Raw genomic sequence first — 17,034 nt, forward strand, 5'->3', positions numbered from 1 at the left:
TTTATTTTAATTAATTCTATAAAGATACTAAGAGTTATCTACAATTTGCAGGTAAGAAAGCGTCCTTTACAGTACCAGCATTACAGGTCCAAGTAATACTTCCATTGCCTGAAACATCAGGTGTAAAAATAAGTGTTGCGTCATCAGTAACCTTACTGTTGAAGGTAACTGTGATAATACCTGCTGCACCTATAGCTACAGATTTTACTGCGTTGCCATTTATATCGGTAGCAGTTGCAGGAAGTCCTACATCTGCATTTTTTGTAGGTAGAGCAGCTTCAGAGGTATAGTACTCTGTCACTGCAGACTTGGCTGTGGCACCTAAGTTCATCCCTTCACTAACATGAGCACGTTTTGTGTAATCCTGATAAGCAGGCAGTGCAACTGCTGCTAAAATACCGATGATTGCTACTACAATCATTAATTCAATTAGGGTGAAACCCTTTTGGTTTTGTTGTGTCATTGTTTGCATGTTTCCTCTCCTAAAGGATAATGTTGCGGTAAGCCAAACGGGTATAAATTATAAATTATAAATTATAAATATAACTTATGTTGTTTACTTAACCTGTTACTACAAAAAATAAAATCATTTTTGCCAAGTGGCATTTTAGCACTATTAGTAGTCACTATTTTAAAATTATTACCTTAAAGCAATGACCCAAAAGTAACGCACAGCATGGCGGTTATTCGTTTCTCGTCCCTTATTTGAGTATAAACCCAACCATTAAAAGTTAGTTATAACCCGCTTAAGTTACAAGTTAATTATAAAAATAAACCTTGTCGTTTATTTTTATTCTGTCCCTTACAAATGCTTCTCCATTCTTTTTAACTAATTAAGTATTTAAAACTAGTCAATATGAATGAGTCTAACACTGTTTATTGCGCTTTTGTATTTAAAAACTTTATAAAAAACGCCTTTATTTAATAACTTGTTACAAATAGTCCTTTAGGATTATTTAATGCTCTTTTTTAAAAGCTGTCAATCAATTAGCGCAAGAAACTATAAATAGTTTTTACATTATTTATTCAAATCGCATCGATAAATCGATTGATTGTAAATTTTTTGTAAGCGCACCACTTGAGATAAGGTCGACCCCTGCTTGTGAGTAGGCTTTTAGCGTTTCTAAGGTCATATTGCCTGATACTTCTAACTTAGCGCGCTTATTTGTAATGGTAACCGCTTGGCGTATTTGCTCAGGATTAAAATTATCTAGCATTATAATGTCGGCGCCTGCGCTAATGGCTTGCTCTAGCTCATCAAACGATTCAACCTCAACCTCTATAGGTTTATCGGCATGATTTAGCTTAGCTTGAGCTACTGCGTTATTAATTCCTCCGCAGGCTGCTATGTGGTTTTCTTTAATTAAAAACGCATCAAACAATCCAATTCGGTGATTTGCACCGCCGCCACACTTAACTGCATATTTTTGCAATGCTCTTAACCCCGGAATGGTTTTACGGGTATCGAGTAGTTGCGTGCTAGTGCCACTGAGCTCTTTTACATAATGTGCTGTGGTGGTGGCTGTGCCTGAAAGCGTTTGTACAAAATTAAGTGCAGTTCGCTCAGCCGTTAAAATAGCGCGTGCAGAGCCTGATGCAGTAAATAGGGTGCTATTGGCACTAACTAAGTCGCCGTCGTTCACGCATATATTTACAACTACACTTGGGTCGACTTGTTTAAATACTTCAATAATAAGGTCTTTACCACAAAAAACACAGTCTTCACGGGTGATCACTTTCGCATTGGCTTGCTCTGCTTGAGGAATAAGCTGTGCGGTAATGTCGCCTTGTTCTGCGCTTTGGTTATTTAGGTCTTCATCCAGGGCTAAGGTAACAAGTTGGCTAATTAGGGTATGCGAAATAGACATGAAAAAGCTCATAGTAGATAATTAATTAACTAAATTTTACTCTGTTTAATTACTAAATAGAAGCCGCTAACAACTAAACTAAAAATTAACGCGCTAATCATATTTTATCGTTTGGTATTACGCTATCTTTATGTGGTTAAATCTATTAGCATCTTGATATACATCAATTTTGGTTGATTAACCTGAGCGCTAGATAATAAATCTATCTCAAGCTGCTATTTTGAGCAAACACTGTGTTGAATATATTTACAATAGTGTTTTAAATTTTTCGGCAACGGGCAACGGGCAACGGGCAACGGGCAACGGGCAACGGGCAACGGACTTGACACCAATCCCTACCATTTTACTCAAAGAGCATTTGACATCGGGCATATAAGTTTAAATCAAATAGTATGAAAATAGATTCTTTAGGCGTTATAAATAATATTACCCAGCGTGCGTGTAGCCACTTTGACGAGCGACCTGCTCACAGCGATATTTCGCTGCTGGTTATTCATAATATTTCATTACCAGCAGGGGAGTTTAACACCCCCTACGTTGATGATTTATTTATGGGGAATATTGATTGCAATGCACATTCTAGCTTCAGTGATTTAGCAGGACTTAGGGTATCAGCGCATTGTTTTATTAAGCGCTGTGGCGAAGTTATACAATATGTGCCTTTTGAAAAACGTGCATGGCACGCGGGGCGTTCCTGCTTTGCTGGGCAACAAAATTGTAATGATTTTAGTATAGGTATAGAGCTTGAGGGCACAGATACAACTAACTATACCGATGGTCAATATCAAAGTTTAGCTGCATTGGCGCAGGCTATTATGCAGCGCTACCCAAAAATAAGAGCCAGTAATATAGTGGGGCATTGCGATATTGCCCCTGGGCGAAAAACTGACCCCGGAGCGAGTTTTAACTGGCGTAAGTTTTTTAACCTAATTAAATAACTAGGGTCTGTTGACCTTTTAAGGTTAAATTTGCAGCAGTCTGTTTGGTATTTAGGCAAGGCAGCGCCTATGTGGTGTGGTTATTCCCCATAAATAGGCGATAACGTAGCATCAATGCCAAACAGGCGCTGCCCTTCGGGTTCTGCCTAGGGACGATTTACTCTTTGTTGCTCGGTTTTGACTTAGCGCACTAGGTTACAAACCTCGCGCCGCGATTAAATCGCCCCTAGTTTGAACAAATTATAATCCGCAAAGGTCAACAGACCCTAAATTAAGCGAGTAACTACATGATTTTGGTTTCAATAATAATAGCACTGATACTTGAGCGTTTAGGGGCTCGCTCTGCGCATTGGCAAATAAGCCATTATGCCAACGGCTACTTAAATCGCAGTATTAATTTATTAACGAATAAAGGTTTATTTGGCACGGCTACTGGGTTTTTAATTTGGTTATTGCTGCCGGTGATTGCGGTTGCTTGTTTGTTTTTTTTATCTGATTTTGCATTGTGGCAGCTGGTTTTTAATGTAGCGGTGTTATTGGTGTGCTTCGGTTGTGCTAAACAGCGTGCCTTATATAAGTCGTACCTCAATGCATTAACTCGAGGTGACCAAACTGCCGCCACTTTATATGCTTTGCAATTGGGGCAAAAGCGCACAGAGGAGCAGCAAGGTGGTGAAACCTTAGGTCAAACATTAGCGTGGGTTAATTTCCGGTTTTATTGTGCGGTTATATTTTGGTTTGTGATATTGGGTGTTGCCGGTGCTGTTTTTTATGCATTAGTACGAACCTTTGCTGACTTAGTGAGTGGTAACCGTGATGAAGTCATTGCCAAGCATTTTAAGCTCATTCACCGCTTGCTGTTTTGGTTAGATTGGCTCCCAGCGCGTATTACCAGTTTTGGTTATTTAGTGATTGGTAACTTTAACAAAGGCACTAGTTGCTGGCTGCGCTTCGTATTTGACTTTTCAAGCCCAAATCGCAAGGTGGTTACTTATACGGCATTGGCCGCCGAACAAGTTGAAAAGCGTTATTACGGCTGCACCTTTGAAGCCACCTGCATGATCAAACTGGTCAAGCGTAATGTACTTTTTTACTTAGTGTTAATTGCCTTAATGACTTTATTTGGTGGTTTAAGTTAAAGACTAGGGGTTAGCTCATAGGTGTTAGGGAGAAATTAAGCTAAGCACTGTGTTTAGCTTGGTGTTGGAGGGCTACGAGTTGCGGGCTAAAATCTCTAGCCTAGAGCTTAAACATGCGCGAGGTAAACTCCCGCCTACAATATAAAAACATGTTTGCAAAAGGCGCTACGCTTTATCCTAGTGCCGAACCCCGAAACCCAGCTGGTCTGACCATTTGTTTTTTCATCTTATTAACCTTTCTTTACCCTCTGTGATCTGTGTATTATTTGAACTTTGTTTAAATTACGTTACGCTGGCCTTAGGGCTTTAAAACTGCTGTAAATTGACAGTAATTACGGTTTTTGATAACGTATGGCAAAATTTGGTATGACCAATTTACCTTTTGGTCAGGTCATTCAGTTAAAAGCCTTATTTAATGGGCTGCTAGCACTTATACAACGCGGACGTTGATTGATGTCTTTAAAAATTAAAGCGGCAAAATTATCTGATGTTATTTTACAACAACTTGAGAACATGATTCTTGAGGGGTCGTTAGCACCAGGAGAAAAGTTACCACCGGAGCGTGAACTCGCTAAGCAATTTGAAGTGTCGCGTCCGTCGTTGCGTGAAGCCATTCAAAAGCTTGAGGCAAAAGGGCTCGTAACCCGTCGTCAAGGTGGTGGAACGTATGTAAAAAATCAATTGGAAGAGGGGCTGACTGATCCGTTGTTTGATTTGATCAGTAAACACCCCGAATCGCAATTTGATTTATTAGAATTTCGTCATGCGCTAGAGGGAATTGCGGCTTATTACGCAGCACTTCGCGGAACAAGCAACGATTTTGCAAAAGTAAAACAGAGCTTTGAGCAGATTGCATTAGCTAAAGATGAATTAAAGCAAAAAGCCAAAGCGATTAATGACTTTCACTTTTGCATAGCAGAGGCGTCTCATAACGTAGTGTTACTGCATTTAGTAAGAGGGATGCGAAGCTTACTTGAGCAGAATGTTTTACAAAATTTAACAGTGTTACTTAAAAAGTCAGATATAAGCAGCCAATTAGCTGAGCATAGACGCTTATTAATGGATGCAGTGATTGACGGTAATCCTGAGCAAGCTCGCTTAGCGAGTAATGCGCATTTAGCCTATATTGAAGAAGCATTGCTTGAAGCGGGTAAAGAGCATTCGCGAATTGAACGTAGTTTAAGACGCACCAAACAAAATTAAGCAAGTACATTCACTTTTAACTTGAGTTAACAGTGAAGTATTCAATACATAAAATTAGTATTTTAAACATAAGGAAACCTCCATATGTCTGAAGTCAATAAAATTGACGTAGACGCGCTAGAAACACAAGAGTGGTTACAAGCTCTTGAATCGGTTGTGCGCGAAGAAGGTGTTGAACGAGCTCAGTTTTTACTTGAGCAAGTGTTAGAACAAGCCCGTTTAGACGGTGTTGATATGCCAACAGGCATTAACACAAACTACGTTAATACGATTCCGGTTGATCAAGAACCTGCCTACCCTGGTGATGTAAATCTTGAGCGCCGTATTCGTTCAATTATTCGCTGGAACGCGATTATGATTGTATTGCGTGCATCGAAAAAAGATCTCGACTTAGGCGGCCATATGGCGTCTTACCAATCGTCTGCTGCATTTTACGAAGTGTGTTTTAACCATTTCTTTAAAGCGCCAAATGATGTTGATGGCGGCGATTTAGTTTATTACCAAGGTCATATTTCTCCGGGTATTTATGCGCGTGCATTTGTTGAAGGGCGTTTAAGTGCTGAACAGCTTGATAATTTCCGTCAGGAAGTAGATGGTAAAGGCCTACCTTCTTACCCTCATCCTAAATTAATGCCTGAGTTTTGGCAGTTCCCAACGGTATCTATGGGTTTAGGTCCAATTTCTTCAATTTACCAAGCGCGCTTCTTAAAATACTTAGATGGCCGTGGCTTAAAAGACACTAAAAACCAACGTGTATATGCGTTTTTAGGTGATGGTGAAATGGATGAGCCAGAATCACGTGGTGCTATTTCTTTTGCTGCCCGTGAAAAGCTAGATAACCTATGTTACTTAATTAACTGTAACCTACAGCGCTTAGATGGCCCTGTAATGGGTAACGGTAAAATCATTCAAGAGCTAGAAGGCCTATTTAAAGGCGCTGGCTGGAATGTTATTAAACTTGTTTGGGGCAGCGGTTGGGATATTCTGCTTGCTAAAGACACCACAGGTAAATTACTACAGTTAATGAACGAAACTGTTGATGGTGATTACCAAACATATAAAGCAAAAGATGGCGCGTACGTACGTGAACATTTCTTTGGTCGTTACCCAGAAACAGCAGCACTTGTTGCTGATATGACCGATGAAGAAATTTTCGCCCTTAAGCGCGGTGGTCATGAGCCTTCAAAACTGTTTGCCGCATTTAAAAAAGCAGAAGAGACGAAAGGTCGTCCAACAGTAATCCTTGCTAAAACAGTAAAAGGTTACGGCATGGGTGAAGCGGCTGAAGGTAAAAACATTGCGCACCAAGTTAAGAAAATGGACATGTCGCATGTGGCTCACTTACGCTCTCGTTTAGGCTTAGATGATTTAGTATCTGAAGAGCAATTAAAAGAGCTACCATACTTAGAGCTTGAAAAAGATTCTCCTGAGTACAAGTACCTTCATGCACGTCGTGAGGCGCTTCAAGGTTACACGCCAACACGTATCGCTAAGTTCTCTGAAAAGTTACAGTTACCAGAAGTAGATGCGTTCAAGCCATTACTTGAAGAGCAAAAACGTGATATTTCAACCACTATGGGCTTTGTCCGTGCACTTAATATCTTATTAAAAGATAAAGGTATTGGTAAAAATATTGTGCCAATTATTGCCGATGAAGCACGTACTTTTGGTATGGAAGGTTTATTCCGTCAAATAGGTATTTACAACCCACACGGCCAAAATTACACCCCTCAAGACCGTGATATTGTTTCTTACTACAAAGAAGCAACCTCAGGACAGGTATTACAAGAAGGGATTAACGAGCTAGGTGCAATGTCGTCATGGGTTGCTGCTGCAACATCTTACAGCACCAACGACTTACCGATGATCCCATTCTACATTTACTATTCTATGTTTGGTTTCCAACGTGTTGGTGACATGGCATGGATGGCAGGGGATCAACAAGCACGTGGTTTCTTATTAGGTGCTACAGCGGGTCGTACAACGCTAAATGGCGAAGGCTTACAGCACGAAGATGGCCACAGCCACATTCTTGCAAACACGGTACCTAACTGTATTTCTTACGATCCTACTTATGCATTTGAAGTAGCGGTTATCGTGCAAGACGGTATTCGTCGTATGTACGGTGAAGAGCAAGAAAATATTTACTACTACCTAACGCTAATGAACGAAAATTACCATCAGCCAGCAATGCCAGAAGGCGCTGAAGAAGGTATTCGTAAAGGTATCTACAAGCTAGAAAGCTACGAAGGTAAAAAAGCCAACGTACAGCTATTAAGCTCAGGTACTATCATGACTGAAGTGCGTAAAGCTGCGGCAATTTTAAGCGAAGAGTTTGGTATTGCGTCTGATGTTTACTCAGTAACTTCATTCAATGAACTTACCCGTGATGGACAAGATGTTGAACGTTTCAACATGCTTAACCCAGAAAGCGAGCAAAAAACGCCATACATCACTAGCGTATTAAACGATTCAGTAACTGTTGCTGCAACGGATTACATGAAAAACTACGCAGAACAAGCGCGTTCATTTATTCCAAGCAATAACTACAAAGTATTGGGTACAGATGGTTACGGTCGTTCAGACAGCCGTGAAAACCTACGTCGTCACTTTGAAGTTAACGCAAGCTACGTGGTAGTTGCGACATTATCTGAACTTGCTAAACGTGGTGAAGTTGAAAAGTCAGTGGTTGTTGAAGCAATTAAAAAATTCAACATCGACACCAACAAACTAAATCCACTGTACGCATAAGAGGTTTGCAATGAGTATTGAAATTAAAGTACCTGATATCGGTGGCGATGAAGTAGAAGTAACCGAAATACTAGTGAGCGTTGGCGATAAAGTTGAAGTTGACCAATCACTATTAAGTGTTGAAGGTGATAAAGCTGCGATGGAAGTACCTGCTGAACAAGCCGGTACGGTAAAAGAAATTAAAGTAAATGTGGGTGACACTGTTACCACTGGCACTTTAGTGTTCATCTTTGAAGGTGAAGCGCAAGACTCTGCTGCTGACTCTAAAGAAGCTGAAAAAACCGAGGAAGCAGCACCTGCTGCGTCATCGGCTTCATCAACCAAAGAAGTCACTGTGCCAGATATTGGTGATGACGAAGTTGAAGTAACTGAAATTATGGTTGCAGTTGGTGATAGCGTAGAAGAAGAGCAATCTATCTTAAACGTTGAAGGCGACAAAGCGGCAATGGAAGTACCAGCACCCTTTGCCGGTACAGTAAAAGAAATTAAAGTAAATACTGGTGACAAAGTGAAAACGGGTTCATTAGTATTTGTTTTTGAAGTGTCAGGTGGTGATAACCAAAGTGCCCCTGCAGCTGATTCAAAAGCACAAGAGAAGCCTGCTGAACAAGCATCGGCATCAAGCACTAAAGAAGTTAGCGTGCCTGATATTGGTGATGACGAAGTTGAAGTAACAGAAGTTATGGTTGCGGTTGGCGATAGCGTAGAAGAAGAGCAATCTATCTTAAACGTTGAAGGCGACAAAGCAGCTATGGAAGTACCGGCGCCGTTTGCAGGTACTGTTAAAGAGATTAAAGTAGCGACTGGCGATAAAGTTAAAACTGGCTCATTGATTTTTGTATTTGAAGTGGCGGGTAGTGCACCAGCTGCAGCACCTGCAGAAAAATCAGCACCAGCGCCTAAAACAGAATCTAAGCCGGCAGCTCAGGCTGAGTCAAAACCAGCAGCATCATCTGCTAAAGCAAGCCCTGAAAGCTTTGAAAACAATAGCGCTTATGCACATGCATCGCCAGTGGTTCGCCGTTTAGCACGTGAGTTTGGTATTAACCTTGCCAACGTTAAAGGCACAGGCCGTAAAAACCGTGTTGTTAAAGAAGACGTGCAAAACTATGTTAAGCAACTGGTTAAGCAAGTTGAGTCTGGTCAAGTATCAGCAGCTAAAGGCAATGCGGGTGGCGGTGAGCTTGGTTTAATTCCATGGCCAAAAGTTGATTTTGCTAAGTTTGGTGAAATAGAAGAGAAAAAACTCTCTCGTATTCAAAAGCTGTCAGGTAAAAACTTACACCGTAACTGGGTACAAATCCCACATGTTACCCAGTTTGATGAAGCGGATATCACGAGCCTTGAGCAGTTTCGTAAAGAGCAAAACGCGCTTAACGAGAAGAAAAAGCTGGGTGTTAAAATTACGCCACTCGTGTTTGTAATGAAAGCAGCTGCTAAAGCGCTTGCTGAGTTCCCGACATTTAACTCATCGCTTTCAGAGGATGGCGAAAGCTTAATTCTTAAAAAGTACATTAATATTGGTGTAGCGGTTGATACGCCTAATGGCTTAGTTGTACCAGTGTTCAAAGATGTTGATAAAAAAGGCATTATTGAACTCTCTCGTGAACTAATGGAAGTATCTGTTAAAGCACGTGATGGCAAGTTAAGTTCATCAGATATGCAAGGTGGTTGTTTTACTATTTCAAGCCTAGGTGGCATTGGCGGTACGGCATTTACGCCGATTGTGAATGCGCCTGAGGTGGCAATTTTAGGTGTGTCAAAATCTGAAATGAAGCCTAAGTGGAATGGTAAAGAGTTTGAGCCTAAGCTAATGGTTCCACTTTCAATGTCTTACGACCATAGAGTGATTGACGGTGCACTTGCTGCACGCTTTACTGTTACTCTTGCAAGTTACATGAGTGATATACGCCAGTTAGTGATGTGATCACTACAGAGTGAGTAAAATCAAATCCCAGCCAGTTGTTTTTAGCTGGGATTTTTATCATTTGCAATGATACAATATTTGCACAAATGCCCTTTTCTGCCTTGCAGAAACATGGCAGTTAAATTTTGGGGCTGTGTCCCGTTCAAACAATAAAGGTAATAGCATGAGCAACGAATTAAAAACTCAAGTTGTTGTACTAGGCGGTGGTCCTGGTGGTTACTCTGCGGCTTTTCGCGCTGCTGACTTGGGCTTAGAAGTTACATTAGTAGAATCTCGCGAGACATTAGGCGGTGTATGTCTTAATGTTGGTTGTATTCCTTCTAAAGCACTTTTACACGTAGCTAAAGTGATTGATGATGCTGCAGAAATGTCATCTCACGGCGTTACTTTTGGCGCACCAAAAATTGACTTAGATGAAGTTCGTTCTTGGAAAGAGTCTGTTGTTGGCCAGCTTACAGGTGGCTTAGACGGCATGGCTAAAATGCGTAAAGTAAAAGTTGTATCTGGTTACGGTAAATTTACTGGTAGCAACACTTTAGATGTTGAAGGCGCTGACGGTAAAACAACCATTACCTTTGATAACGCAATTATTGCTGCGGGTTCTAAACCTGTAAATTTACCTTTCATCCCAGAAGATGATCGCGTTATTGACTCAACGGGCGCGCTAGAGCTTAAAGATGTTCCTGAAAAGCTACTTGTTTTAGGTGGTGGCATTATCGGTCTTGAAATGGGTACGGTTTACCGTGCACTAGGTTCTGCAATTGATGTTGTAGAATTTGCAGACCAACTTGTTCCTGCTGCTGATAAAGACATCATTAAAATTTACCAAAAGCATGTTAAAGACAAGTTTAATGTAATGCTTTCAACTAAAGTAACTGGCGTTGAAGCAAAAGACGACGGTTTATATGTTACGTTTGAAGGCAAAAATGCACCGGCAGAGCCAGTACGTTACGACAAAGTACTTGTTGCTGTAGGTCGTACACCAAATGGTAACATGTTAGACGCTGATAAAGCCGGTGTGAATGTTGATGAGCGTGGTTTTATTAACGTTGATAAGCAATTACGTACTAACGTAGAACATATTTTTGCGATTGGTGACTTAGTGGGTCAGCCTATGCTTGCACATAAAGCGGTTCATGAAGGTCATGTTGCAGCAGAAGTTATCTCTGGTCAAAAACATTACTTTGATCCTAAGTGTATTCCTTCAATTGCTTACACTGACCCTGAAATTGCATGGGCGGGTGTAACTGAAAAAGAAGCGAAAGAGCAAGGTTTAAGCATTGAAACAGCTGTATTCCCTTGGGCTGCATCGGGTCGTGCTATTGCTTCTTCACGTACTGAAGGTTCTACTAAGCTTATTTTTGATAAAGAAAGCGGCCGTATTATCGGTGGTGCTATGATTGGTATTAACGCAGGCGAAATGCTGGGCGAAATCGGTCTAGGTATTGAAATGGGTGCAGATGGTGAAGACCTAGCGCTAACAATTCATGCTCACCCAACATTGAACGAATCAATCGGCCTTGCTGCTGAAATTTTTGAAGGTTCAATCACTGATTTACCAAACAAAAAAGCAGTTAAAAAGAAGAAGTAATTTCTTTTAGTTAATCGCGATAAAAAACCCAAGCCTCGGCTTGGGTTTTTTGTTTTTATAGCCTCAGCGTTTAGCAAAAAATTGTTCTGTGTAGCGCAGCGTCTCTATGGTGCAAAAACAAAGACTAAAGCATGTCGAGCTGCGAGTGTCGGGCAACGGGCTTAAAACCCTAAATTAAACCTGCGTGAGATAAATTCACGCCTGCAATATAAAAGTTATGCTTGCAAAAAACTCGGTGTTTTATTTTACTAGCGCCCGCAGCCCGCAGCCCGCAGCCCGCAGCCCGCAGCCCGCAGCCCGCAGCCCGCAGCCCGCAGCCCGCAGCCCGCAGATATCTATTTCCTTTTATTTTAGCTACAATGCGCAGCCATCAATTTATAGGTAATTAACCACAGTGACCCAGAGTTTAAAAAATTCAGTTTTAGCATTACGAGCTCAGCAAATAAGTGAATCTCGACGTGAGTTTAATGCCCGTGGTGGAAAAATGGATCGTTGTGATCAATGCTTAATTGCCAAGCATTACTGTATTTGTGAGGGCGCTGAGTACGCAAGCTGTAGCGCTGCAGTATGCTTACTTATGTATCACAATGAAAGTTTTAAACCGTCTAATACAGGGCGTTTAATTGCGGAAATAGTGCCTGATAATCATGCGTTTCGTTGGGATAGAACCTCCCCAGATCCTGCTTTATTAGCATTGTTGAATAATGATAAATATCAGCCTTTTGTGATTTTTCCGGCTGAAGATGTTGAAACTGATAGGGTGGTAACCCAGGTTGAAACGCATGCAGGTAAACAGCCATTGTTTATATTTTTAGATGGTACATGGCGAGAAGCTAAAAAAATGATTCGTAAGAGTCCTTATTTAGATAACTTACCTGTGCTTTCTATTACCGCAGAAAAACTCTCAGATTACCGATTACGTGTAGCGCCTCATGCTCATCAGTTAGGAACGGCAGAAGTAGCTATTATGGTATTAGCATTGGCTGGTGAAGTTGATGCGAGCACTAAATTAGAGCAGCATTTTATTAAGTTTCGCGACGCTTATTTGCTTGGTAAACGTAATAAAGGCAGGCCGGAATAAAGTGCAGGATACTAATACAAAAAAGCTGAATTTTACGCTTGAGTATAGCCTAAACATATATAATTTGGCTGACCGCTGACTTTCAGGCAAAAGAAAAGCGCGAACCATCTCTAGTCGCGCTTGCGGAATCTTCTAACTTTGTTGCATCCTGCAATTGAACCTAATCAACTCCAATTTTTACGATCCGTGTTATTACAATATTACTTTCTAGTTCTATGTAATATAGGCTATCCGGGCCTGTCTCCATAAATCCCTAAAACATCCTGTAAGGTAAAATCTATTACCAATCCTTATTGCACATCCGAGTGCATTCCCTTTGTTACCATTCCGTTGTGTTGCCCTAAGGGCCTGTCCTTCTTGTTCCCTATCCTTTATAAACAACTATTCCGATGTTGTTATCCATTATGCATCATCCTGATGCTATCCCTTGTGCAACAATCCATTGCGATACTCATCCTGAGCCTGTCCTTAAATCCCTGTTATCCTAAAAACCAAACCTTGGTATTCGAGTAGTTAATCCGTTTCCATTTACTCGGTAAGCGTCGTTGCTTATTTATGGGTTAATTATAGAGAGTGATTTGCAGTAAATGTAGTATAAAACCGCTTATGGTTTATGTTCTTACAAATGAAATATTTATAAATCACTTAAAATACAATGGCTTGCTATGTTTGTGGAGTGTTGTGCAGGGTGTTTTTACTCATTTACTGCCATAAGCGTAAGAGATATCTTACAAGGGTTTTCTTTTTTGGGCGTATTTATCACTAAGTAATTATATAAAGTGTGCACTTTTTAGTTCATCGCGGTAAAATTAATGATAATAATTATTAGTCAGGTAAGAAAATATGAAAAAAACACTAGCGCTTGTCGTTGGACTAATTGTCTCAGCACCTGCTGTTGCAACCGATGTTGTGAATATTTACTCATTTAGACAACCTTTTTTAATTAAACCTATTTTAGATGATTTTACACAGCAAACAGGCATTAAAACTAATGTTGTGTTTGCTAAAAAAGGCTTAATAGAACGTGTTAAGCGTGAAGGCAAGCACAGCAAAGCAGATTTAGTATTAACCTCTAACTTTAGTGCGTTAATTCAGTTAGAAGAGCTAAAGCTAACGCAAACAATTGATAGTGAGCAGGTTAATAATAATGTGCCGGCTGCATTTCGTGATGGCGATGGTCAGTGGGTGGCGCTCACTAAGCGAGTGCGAAATGTTTACTCTTCAAAAGAGCGTTTAGGTCCATTACCTGAGCTGAGTTATGAAGATTTAGCCGAACCTGAATATAAAGGTCAAATTTGTACTCGCTCTGGTAAACACCCTTATAATTTAGGGTTAGTGGCTTCTATGATCGCTCATCATGGTGAAGTACAGACTAAAACATGGCTTGAGGGTGTAAAAGCGAATTTAGCGCGTAAGCCGCAGGGAAATGACCGTGCGCAAGTGAAAGCCGTTAAAGAAGGTTTATGTAATTTAGCTTTAGGTAACAGTTACTACTTAGGTAAAATGTTGCAAGATGAAGCGCAAAAACCGTGGGCAGATGCGGTTAATATTAATTTTCCAAACCAAACTAACCGTGGTTCGCATATTAACGTATCGGGTGCGGTAATTACTAAGTATGCTAAAAACCCTGAAAATGCCTTGAAACTTATAGAGTATATGACCGACAATAAGGCGCAAAATATGTATGCCTCGCTCAATATGGAGTATCCGGTCAAGCCAGGTGTTAAGCTTTCAAGTTTGGTTGCATCATGGGGAAGCTTTAAGGAAGACAGCTTACCGCTTGATGAAATTAGCAAATATCGTCCGTTAGCCCTTAAGCTAATTGATGAGGTGAAGTTCGATCTTTAATGACTTATAAATTTCAGCTGTCGAAGTGGCAGCTTATTGCGTGGTCGACAGGGTTATTACTGTCGACCCCGTTGTTTTTTCTGCTAGTAGAATCTTTACAAGGCGACTCAGAGGTATTTACCCACCTGTGGAATACCGTGCTGTGGGACTATATAAGTAATACCGTATTGCTGGTTTTAGGTGTAGGGTTACTTAGCTGTCTTATTGCGTTACCACTGGGTTGGCTCACCGCTTATTGCCGTTTTCCTGGCAAACAACAGTTTGAATGGGCATTGATGCTGCCGCTTGCCATGCCTACCTATATTATTGCTTATGTGTACACCGATTTACTCGACTACGCGGGTCCGGTACAAATAACACTAAGAGACTGGTTTGGTTGGCAATCACCCAATGATTACTGGTTTTTTGATATACGCACTTTGCCAGGGGCTATCATCATGATTGCGCTGGTACTCTACCCGTATTTATATTTAATTTTTAAAACCGCACTACGTGAACAATCCTTTAAATTAGTTCAAGCAAGCCAATTAATGGGATTAAGTGCATGGAAAAGCTTTTTTAAAGTAAGCCTAGTGCTTTCTCGTGGTGCTATTGTTGCGGCACTTGCTTTGATCAGCATGGAAACCATGGCTGATTTTGCTACCGTTAGCTACTTTGCAGTCAGTACATTAACCACCGCAGTATACGATACTTGGTTTGGTTATTACTCATTAACTGCGGCAGCAAAAATTTCAGGGGTGATGTTGTTACTGCTATTCTTAGCATTGATCACCGAGCGTTTTAGCCGTCGTAACCAAGCTGTATTTGAGCGTCAGTCAAGTGTGAACAGTGAGGCGCTTTATATTCTTAAAGGTAAGTCTGCATGGTTAGCAACAGGCTTTTGTAGCCTTATTTTAATAATTTCATTTATTATTCCCATGGTTGTTTTGCTCAAGTATGCAATCACGTATTTTGATCAAGCGTGGAGTAGTGAATTTTTTAGCTATGCATGGCAAAGTTTGAAAGTGGCTGCAGTAGTGAGTGTAGTGACTATTGTATTGAGTGTTTTAGTGGTGTTTTATCAGCGCATTGCAAAACAAGTAAACCCACTTATACCTGGGCGCTTAGCAAGTACCGGGTATGCACTACCTGGGACAGTATTAGCTATTGCTGTATTGTTGCCACTCACCCTATTAGAAAATACTATTAACCGTATTCTGACTCCTTATGATTTAGACATTGGTTTATTACTTACTGGTAGCTTACTTACTATTATTTTTGCTTATATAGTGCGGTTTTACGCCGTGGCTCATGGTGCCATAGAATCAAGCTTTTCACGCATTAGCCCCTCGCTTGATATGGCAAGTCAGTCAATGGGGAAAAGCCAAGGCCACACGTTACGCTTAGTGCATTTGCCTTTATTACGCCGAGGCTTATTAACCGCTGGTTTATTGGTATTTATTGAGTGTATGAAAGAGCTGCCCGCAGCCTTACTGTTAAGGCCTTTTGATTTTGAAAGTTTAGCTACGCACGTGTTTCAATATGTTAGCGACGAACAATTAGAGCTGGCCTCCATATCAGCTTTATTTATAGTGGTGGTAGGTTTTATTCCGTTATATTTTATTAACCGTTCAATGGAGCAACGTAGTTAAATGAGTAGTTTGATTTTACAAGGTGTAAGCTATGCATATAACGGGATTAAGGTTGTAGATGATTTAGACTTAACCTTAGGTAAAGATGAAATAGTGTGTTTACTCGGTGCCAGTGGCTGCGGCAAAACCACCACGCTTAAAGCCATTGCAGGGTTAATTGAAGCCAAACAAGGACAGGTATTTATTGATGGTAAGTTAGTCAGTGACGCCAATACGTTTGTGTCACCAGAGCATCGTAATATTGGCATGATGTTTCAAGATTACGCATTATTCCCACATTTAACGGTGGCGAATAATATTGGCTTTGGTCTAAGCGGTATGAGCAAAACGGATAAACAGGCTCGTGTGGATGAAATGTTAAAACTTGTGCACTTGGTTGGCTGCGCGGATAGATATCCACATCAACTCTCTGGTGGTCAACAGCAGCGGGTAGCGATTGCGCGTGCATTAGCTTATAAACCCAGCTTACTATTGTTAGATGAGCCGTTTTCTAATATTGATACCCAAGTCCGATTTGAGTTAATCGCTGATATAAGACGTATTATTAAAGCTCAACAAGTGTCGGCAGTATTTGTTACTCACTCAAAAGAAGAGGCGTTTGCATTTTCAGATACACTTGCTGTTATGCACCAGGGTAAAATTGCGCAGCAAGGCACCCCAGAGCAGCTTTTTGCTAAACCAAGTTCAAAGGAGGTTGCAGAATTTCTGGGTCAGGGCATATACTTAAGCGCAACTGCATTAACAGCCACTGAATATGAAACGCAGTTTGGTGTGGTTAAATCAATACTGCCACAGCAACACGCAGTCGCTGAAAAGGGGGTTATTTATGTGCGTCCACACCAACTTGAGCTTGCCACTAATAACAATAACGAGCTGCTGCAGTGTGAGTGCGTTACAATACTAAGTAGTCGTTTCATCGGCTCTGCCTATGTATACACTGTGGTTATTGCTGAACAAGAAATAGAAGTTGCAGCTCAGTATGGCCAGTCATTTGAAATTAATGAACAGGTTATAATAAAAATAAAACCGCACACTGTGAATTTTTTTGAATCGTAAT

12 protein-coding genes are annotated in these 17,034 nt (G+C 40.8%); 10 read left to right on the forward strand and 2 right to left on the reverse strand.

Annotated elements, in window-relative coordinates:
• Positions 1-34: 34 nt before the first annotated feature.
• Together ACZ5WS_RS05690 and nadC are read right to left on the reverse strand one after the other, a co-directional pair.
• Positions 35-472: a pilin gene (locus tag ACZ5WS_RS05690; RefSeq protein ID WP_464711086.1), complete on the reverse strand. Its 438-nt coding sequence runs from the start codon at positions 470-472 to the stop codon at positions 35-37.
• A gap of 550 nt (positions 473-1,022) precedes the next feature.
• Positions 1,023-1,868 carry a carboxylating nicotinate-nucleotide diphosphorylase gene (nadC, locus tag ACZ5WS_RS05695; protein WP_464711087.1) on the reverse strand — a complete coding sequence of 282 codons (846 nt, stop codon included), beginning with the start codon at positions 1,866-1,868 and terminating at the stop codon, positions 1,023-1,025.
• A gap of 392 nt (positions 1,869-2,260) precedes the next feature.
• Between nadC and ampD the strand changes: the two genes are divergently transcribed.
• The 10 genes from ampD to ACZ5WS_RS05745 all read left to right on the forward strand — a co-directional run bounded on the left by ampD (position 2,261) and on the right by ACZ5WS_RS05745 (position 17,033).
• Positions 2,261-2,806 (forward strand): 1,6-anhydro-N-acetylmuramyl-L-alanine amidase AmpD, encoded by a 546-nt coding sequence (gene ampD / locus ACZ5WS_RS05700; protein ID WP_464711089.1) that lies wholly within the window; start codon positions 2,261-2,263, stop codon positions 2,804-2,806.
• A gap of 287 nt (positions 2,807-3,093) precedes the next feature.
• Positions 3,094-3,945, forward strand: a complete 852-nt coding sequence (gene ampE / locus ACZ5WS_RS05705) for a beta-lactamase regulator AmpE (RefSeq protein ID WP_464711091.1) — start codon at positions 3,094-3,096, stop codon at positions 3,943-3,945.
• 453 nt (positions 3,946-4,398) lie between these two features.
• Positions 4,399-5,148, forward strand: coding sequence for a pyruvate dehydrogenase complex transcriptional repressor PdhR (pdhR, locus tag ACZ5WS_RS05710; RefSeq protein ID WP_464711092.1), 750 nt, complete (start codon positions 4,399-4,401; stop codon positions 5,146-5,148).
• Between the two features lie 84 nt (positions 5,149-5,232).
• The gene (gene aceE / locus ACZ5WS_RS05715) at positions 5,233-7,899 is read left to right on the forward strand and encodes a pyruvate dehydrogenase (acetyl-transferring), homodimeric type (RefSeq protein WP_064663819.1); all 2,667 of its coding nucleotides are present in this window, start codon (positions 5,233-5,235) and stop codon (positions 7,897-7,899) included.
• A 10-nt stretch (positions 7,900-7,909) separates the two neighbouring features.
• Positions 7,910-9,826: a pyruvate dehydrogenase complex dihydrolipoyllysine-residue acetyltransferase gene (gene aceF, locus ACZ5WS_RS05720; RefSeq protein ID WP_464711094.1), complete on the forward strand. Its 1,917-nt coding sequence runs from the start codon at positions 7,910-7,912 to the stop codon at positions 9,824-9,826.
• Between the two features lie 163 nt (positions 9,827-9,989).
• Entirely contained in the window at positions 9,990-11,417 is a 1,428-nt protein-coding gene (gene lpdA / locus ACZ5WS_RS05725; RefSeq protein WP_013465928.1) for a dihydrolipoyl dehydrogenase, read from the forward strand.
• A gap of 394 nt (positions 11,418-11,811) precedes the next feature.
• A complete protein-coding gene (locus tag ACZ5WS_RS05730; protein ID WP_178956614.1) occupies positions 11,812-12,498 on the forward strand; it encodes a tRNA-uridine aminocarboxypropyltransferase in 687 nt (228 codons plus the stop codon).
• Between the two features lie 843 nt (positions 12,499-13,341).
• The gene (locus ACZ5WS_RS05735; protein ID WP_178956613.1) at positions 13,342-14,346 is read left to right on the forward strand and encodes a Fe(3+) ABC transporter substrate-binding protein; all 1,005 of its coding nucleotides are present in this window, start codon (positions 13,342-13,344) and stop codon (positions 14,344-14,346) included.
• Complete coding sequence (locus ACZ5WS_RS05740; RefSeq protein WP_464711096.1) at positions 14,346-15,977, forward strand: ABC transporter permease; 1,632 nt, start codon at positions 14,346-14,348, stop codon at positions 15,975-15,977. Before ACZ5WS_RS05735 ends, ACZ5WS_RS05740 begins: the two co-directional genes overlap by 1 nt.
• Positions 15,978-17,033 (forward strand): ABC transporter ATP-binding protein, encoded by a 1,056-nt coding sequence (locus ACZ5WS_RS05745; protein WP_464711097.1) that lies wholly within the window; start codon positions 15,978-15,980, stop codon positions 17,031-17,033.
• Position 17,034: the final 1 nt, after the last annotated feature.

This window comes from Pseudoalteromonas sp. 11L1 (assembly GCF_055397545.1).

Excerpts from the sequence above, each read along its gene's own strand:
- ACZ5WS_RS05690 (WP_464711086.1), bottom strand. The coding sequence starts at position 472 with ATGCAAACAATGACACAACAAAACCAAAAGGGTTTCACCCTAATTGAA.
- ACZ5WS_RS05735 (WP_178956613.1), top strand. The coding sequence starts at position 13,342 with ATGAAAAAAACACTAGCGCTTGTCGTTGGACTAATTGTCTCAGCACCT.
- pdhR (WP_464711092.1), top strand. The coding sequence starts at position 4,399 with ATGTCTTTAAAAATTAAAGCGGCAAAATTATCTGATGTTATTTTACAA.
- nadC (WP_464711087.1), bottom strand. The coding sequence starts at position 1,868 with ATGTCTATTTCGCATACCCTAATTAGCCAACTTGTTACCTTAGCCCTG.
- ampD (WP_464711089.1), top strand. The coding sequence starts at position 2,261 with ATGAAAATAGATTCTTTAGGCGTTATAAATAATATTACCCAGCGTGCG.
- lpdA (WP_013465928.1), top strand. The coding sequence starts at position 9,990 with ATGAGCAACGAATTAAAAACTCAAGTTGTTGTACTAGGCGGTGGTCCT.
- ACZ5WS_RS05745 (WP_464711097.1), top strand. The coding sequence starts at position 15,978 with ATGAGTAGTTTGATTTTACAAGGTGTAAGCTATGCATATAACGGGATT.
- aceF (WP_464711094.1), top strand. The coding sequence starts at position 7,910 with ATGAGTATTGAAATTAAAGTACCTGATATCGGTGGCGATGAAGTAGAA.
- ACZ5WS_RS05740 (WP_464711096.1), top strand. The coding sequence starts at position 14,346 with ATGACTTATAAATTTCAGCTGTCGAAGTGGCAGCTTATTGCGTGGTCG.
- aceE (WP_064663819.1), top strand. The coding sequence starts at position 5,233 with ATGTCTGAAGTCAATAAAATTGACGTAGACGCGCTAGAAACACAAGAG.
- ampE (WP_464711091.1), top strand. The coding sequence starts at position 3,094 with ATGATTTTGGTTTCAATAATAATAGCACTGATACTTGAGCGTTTAGGG.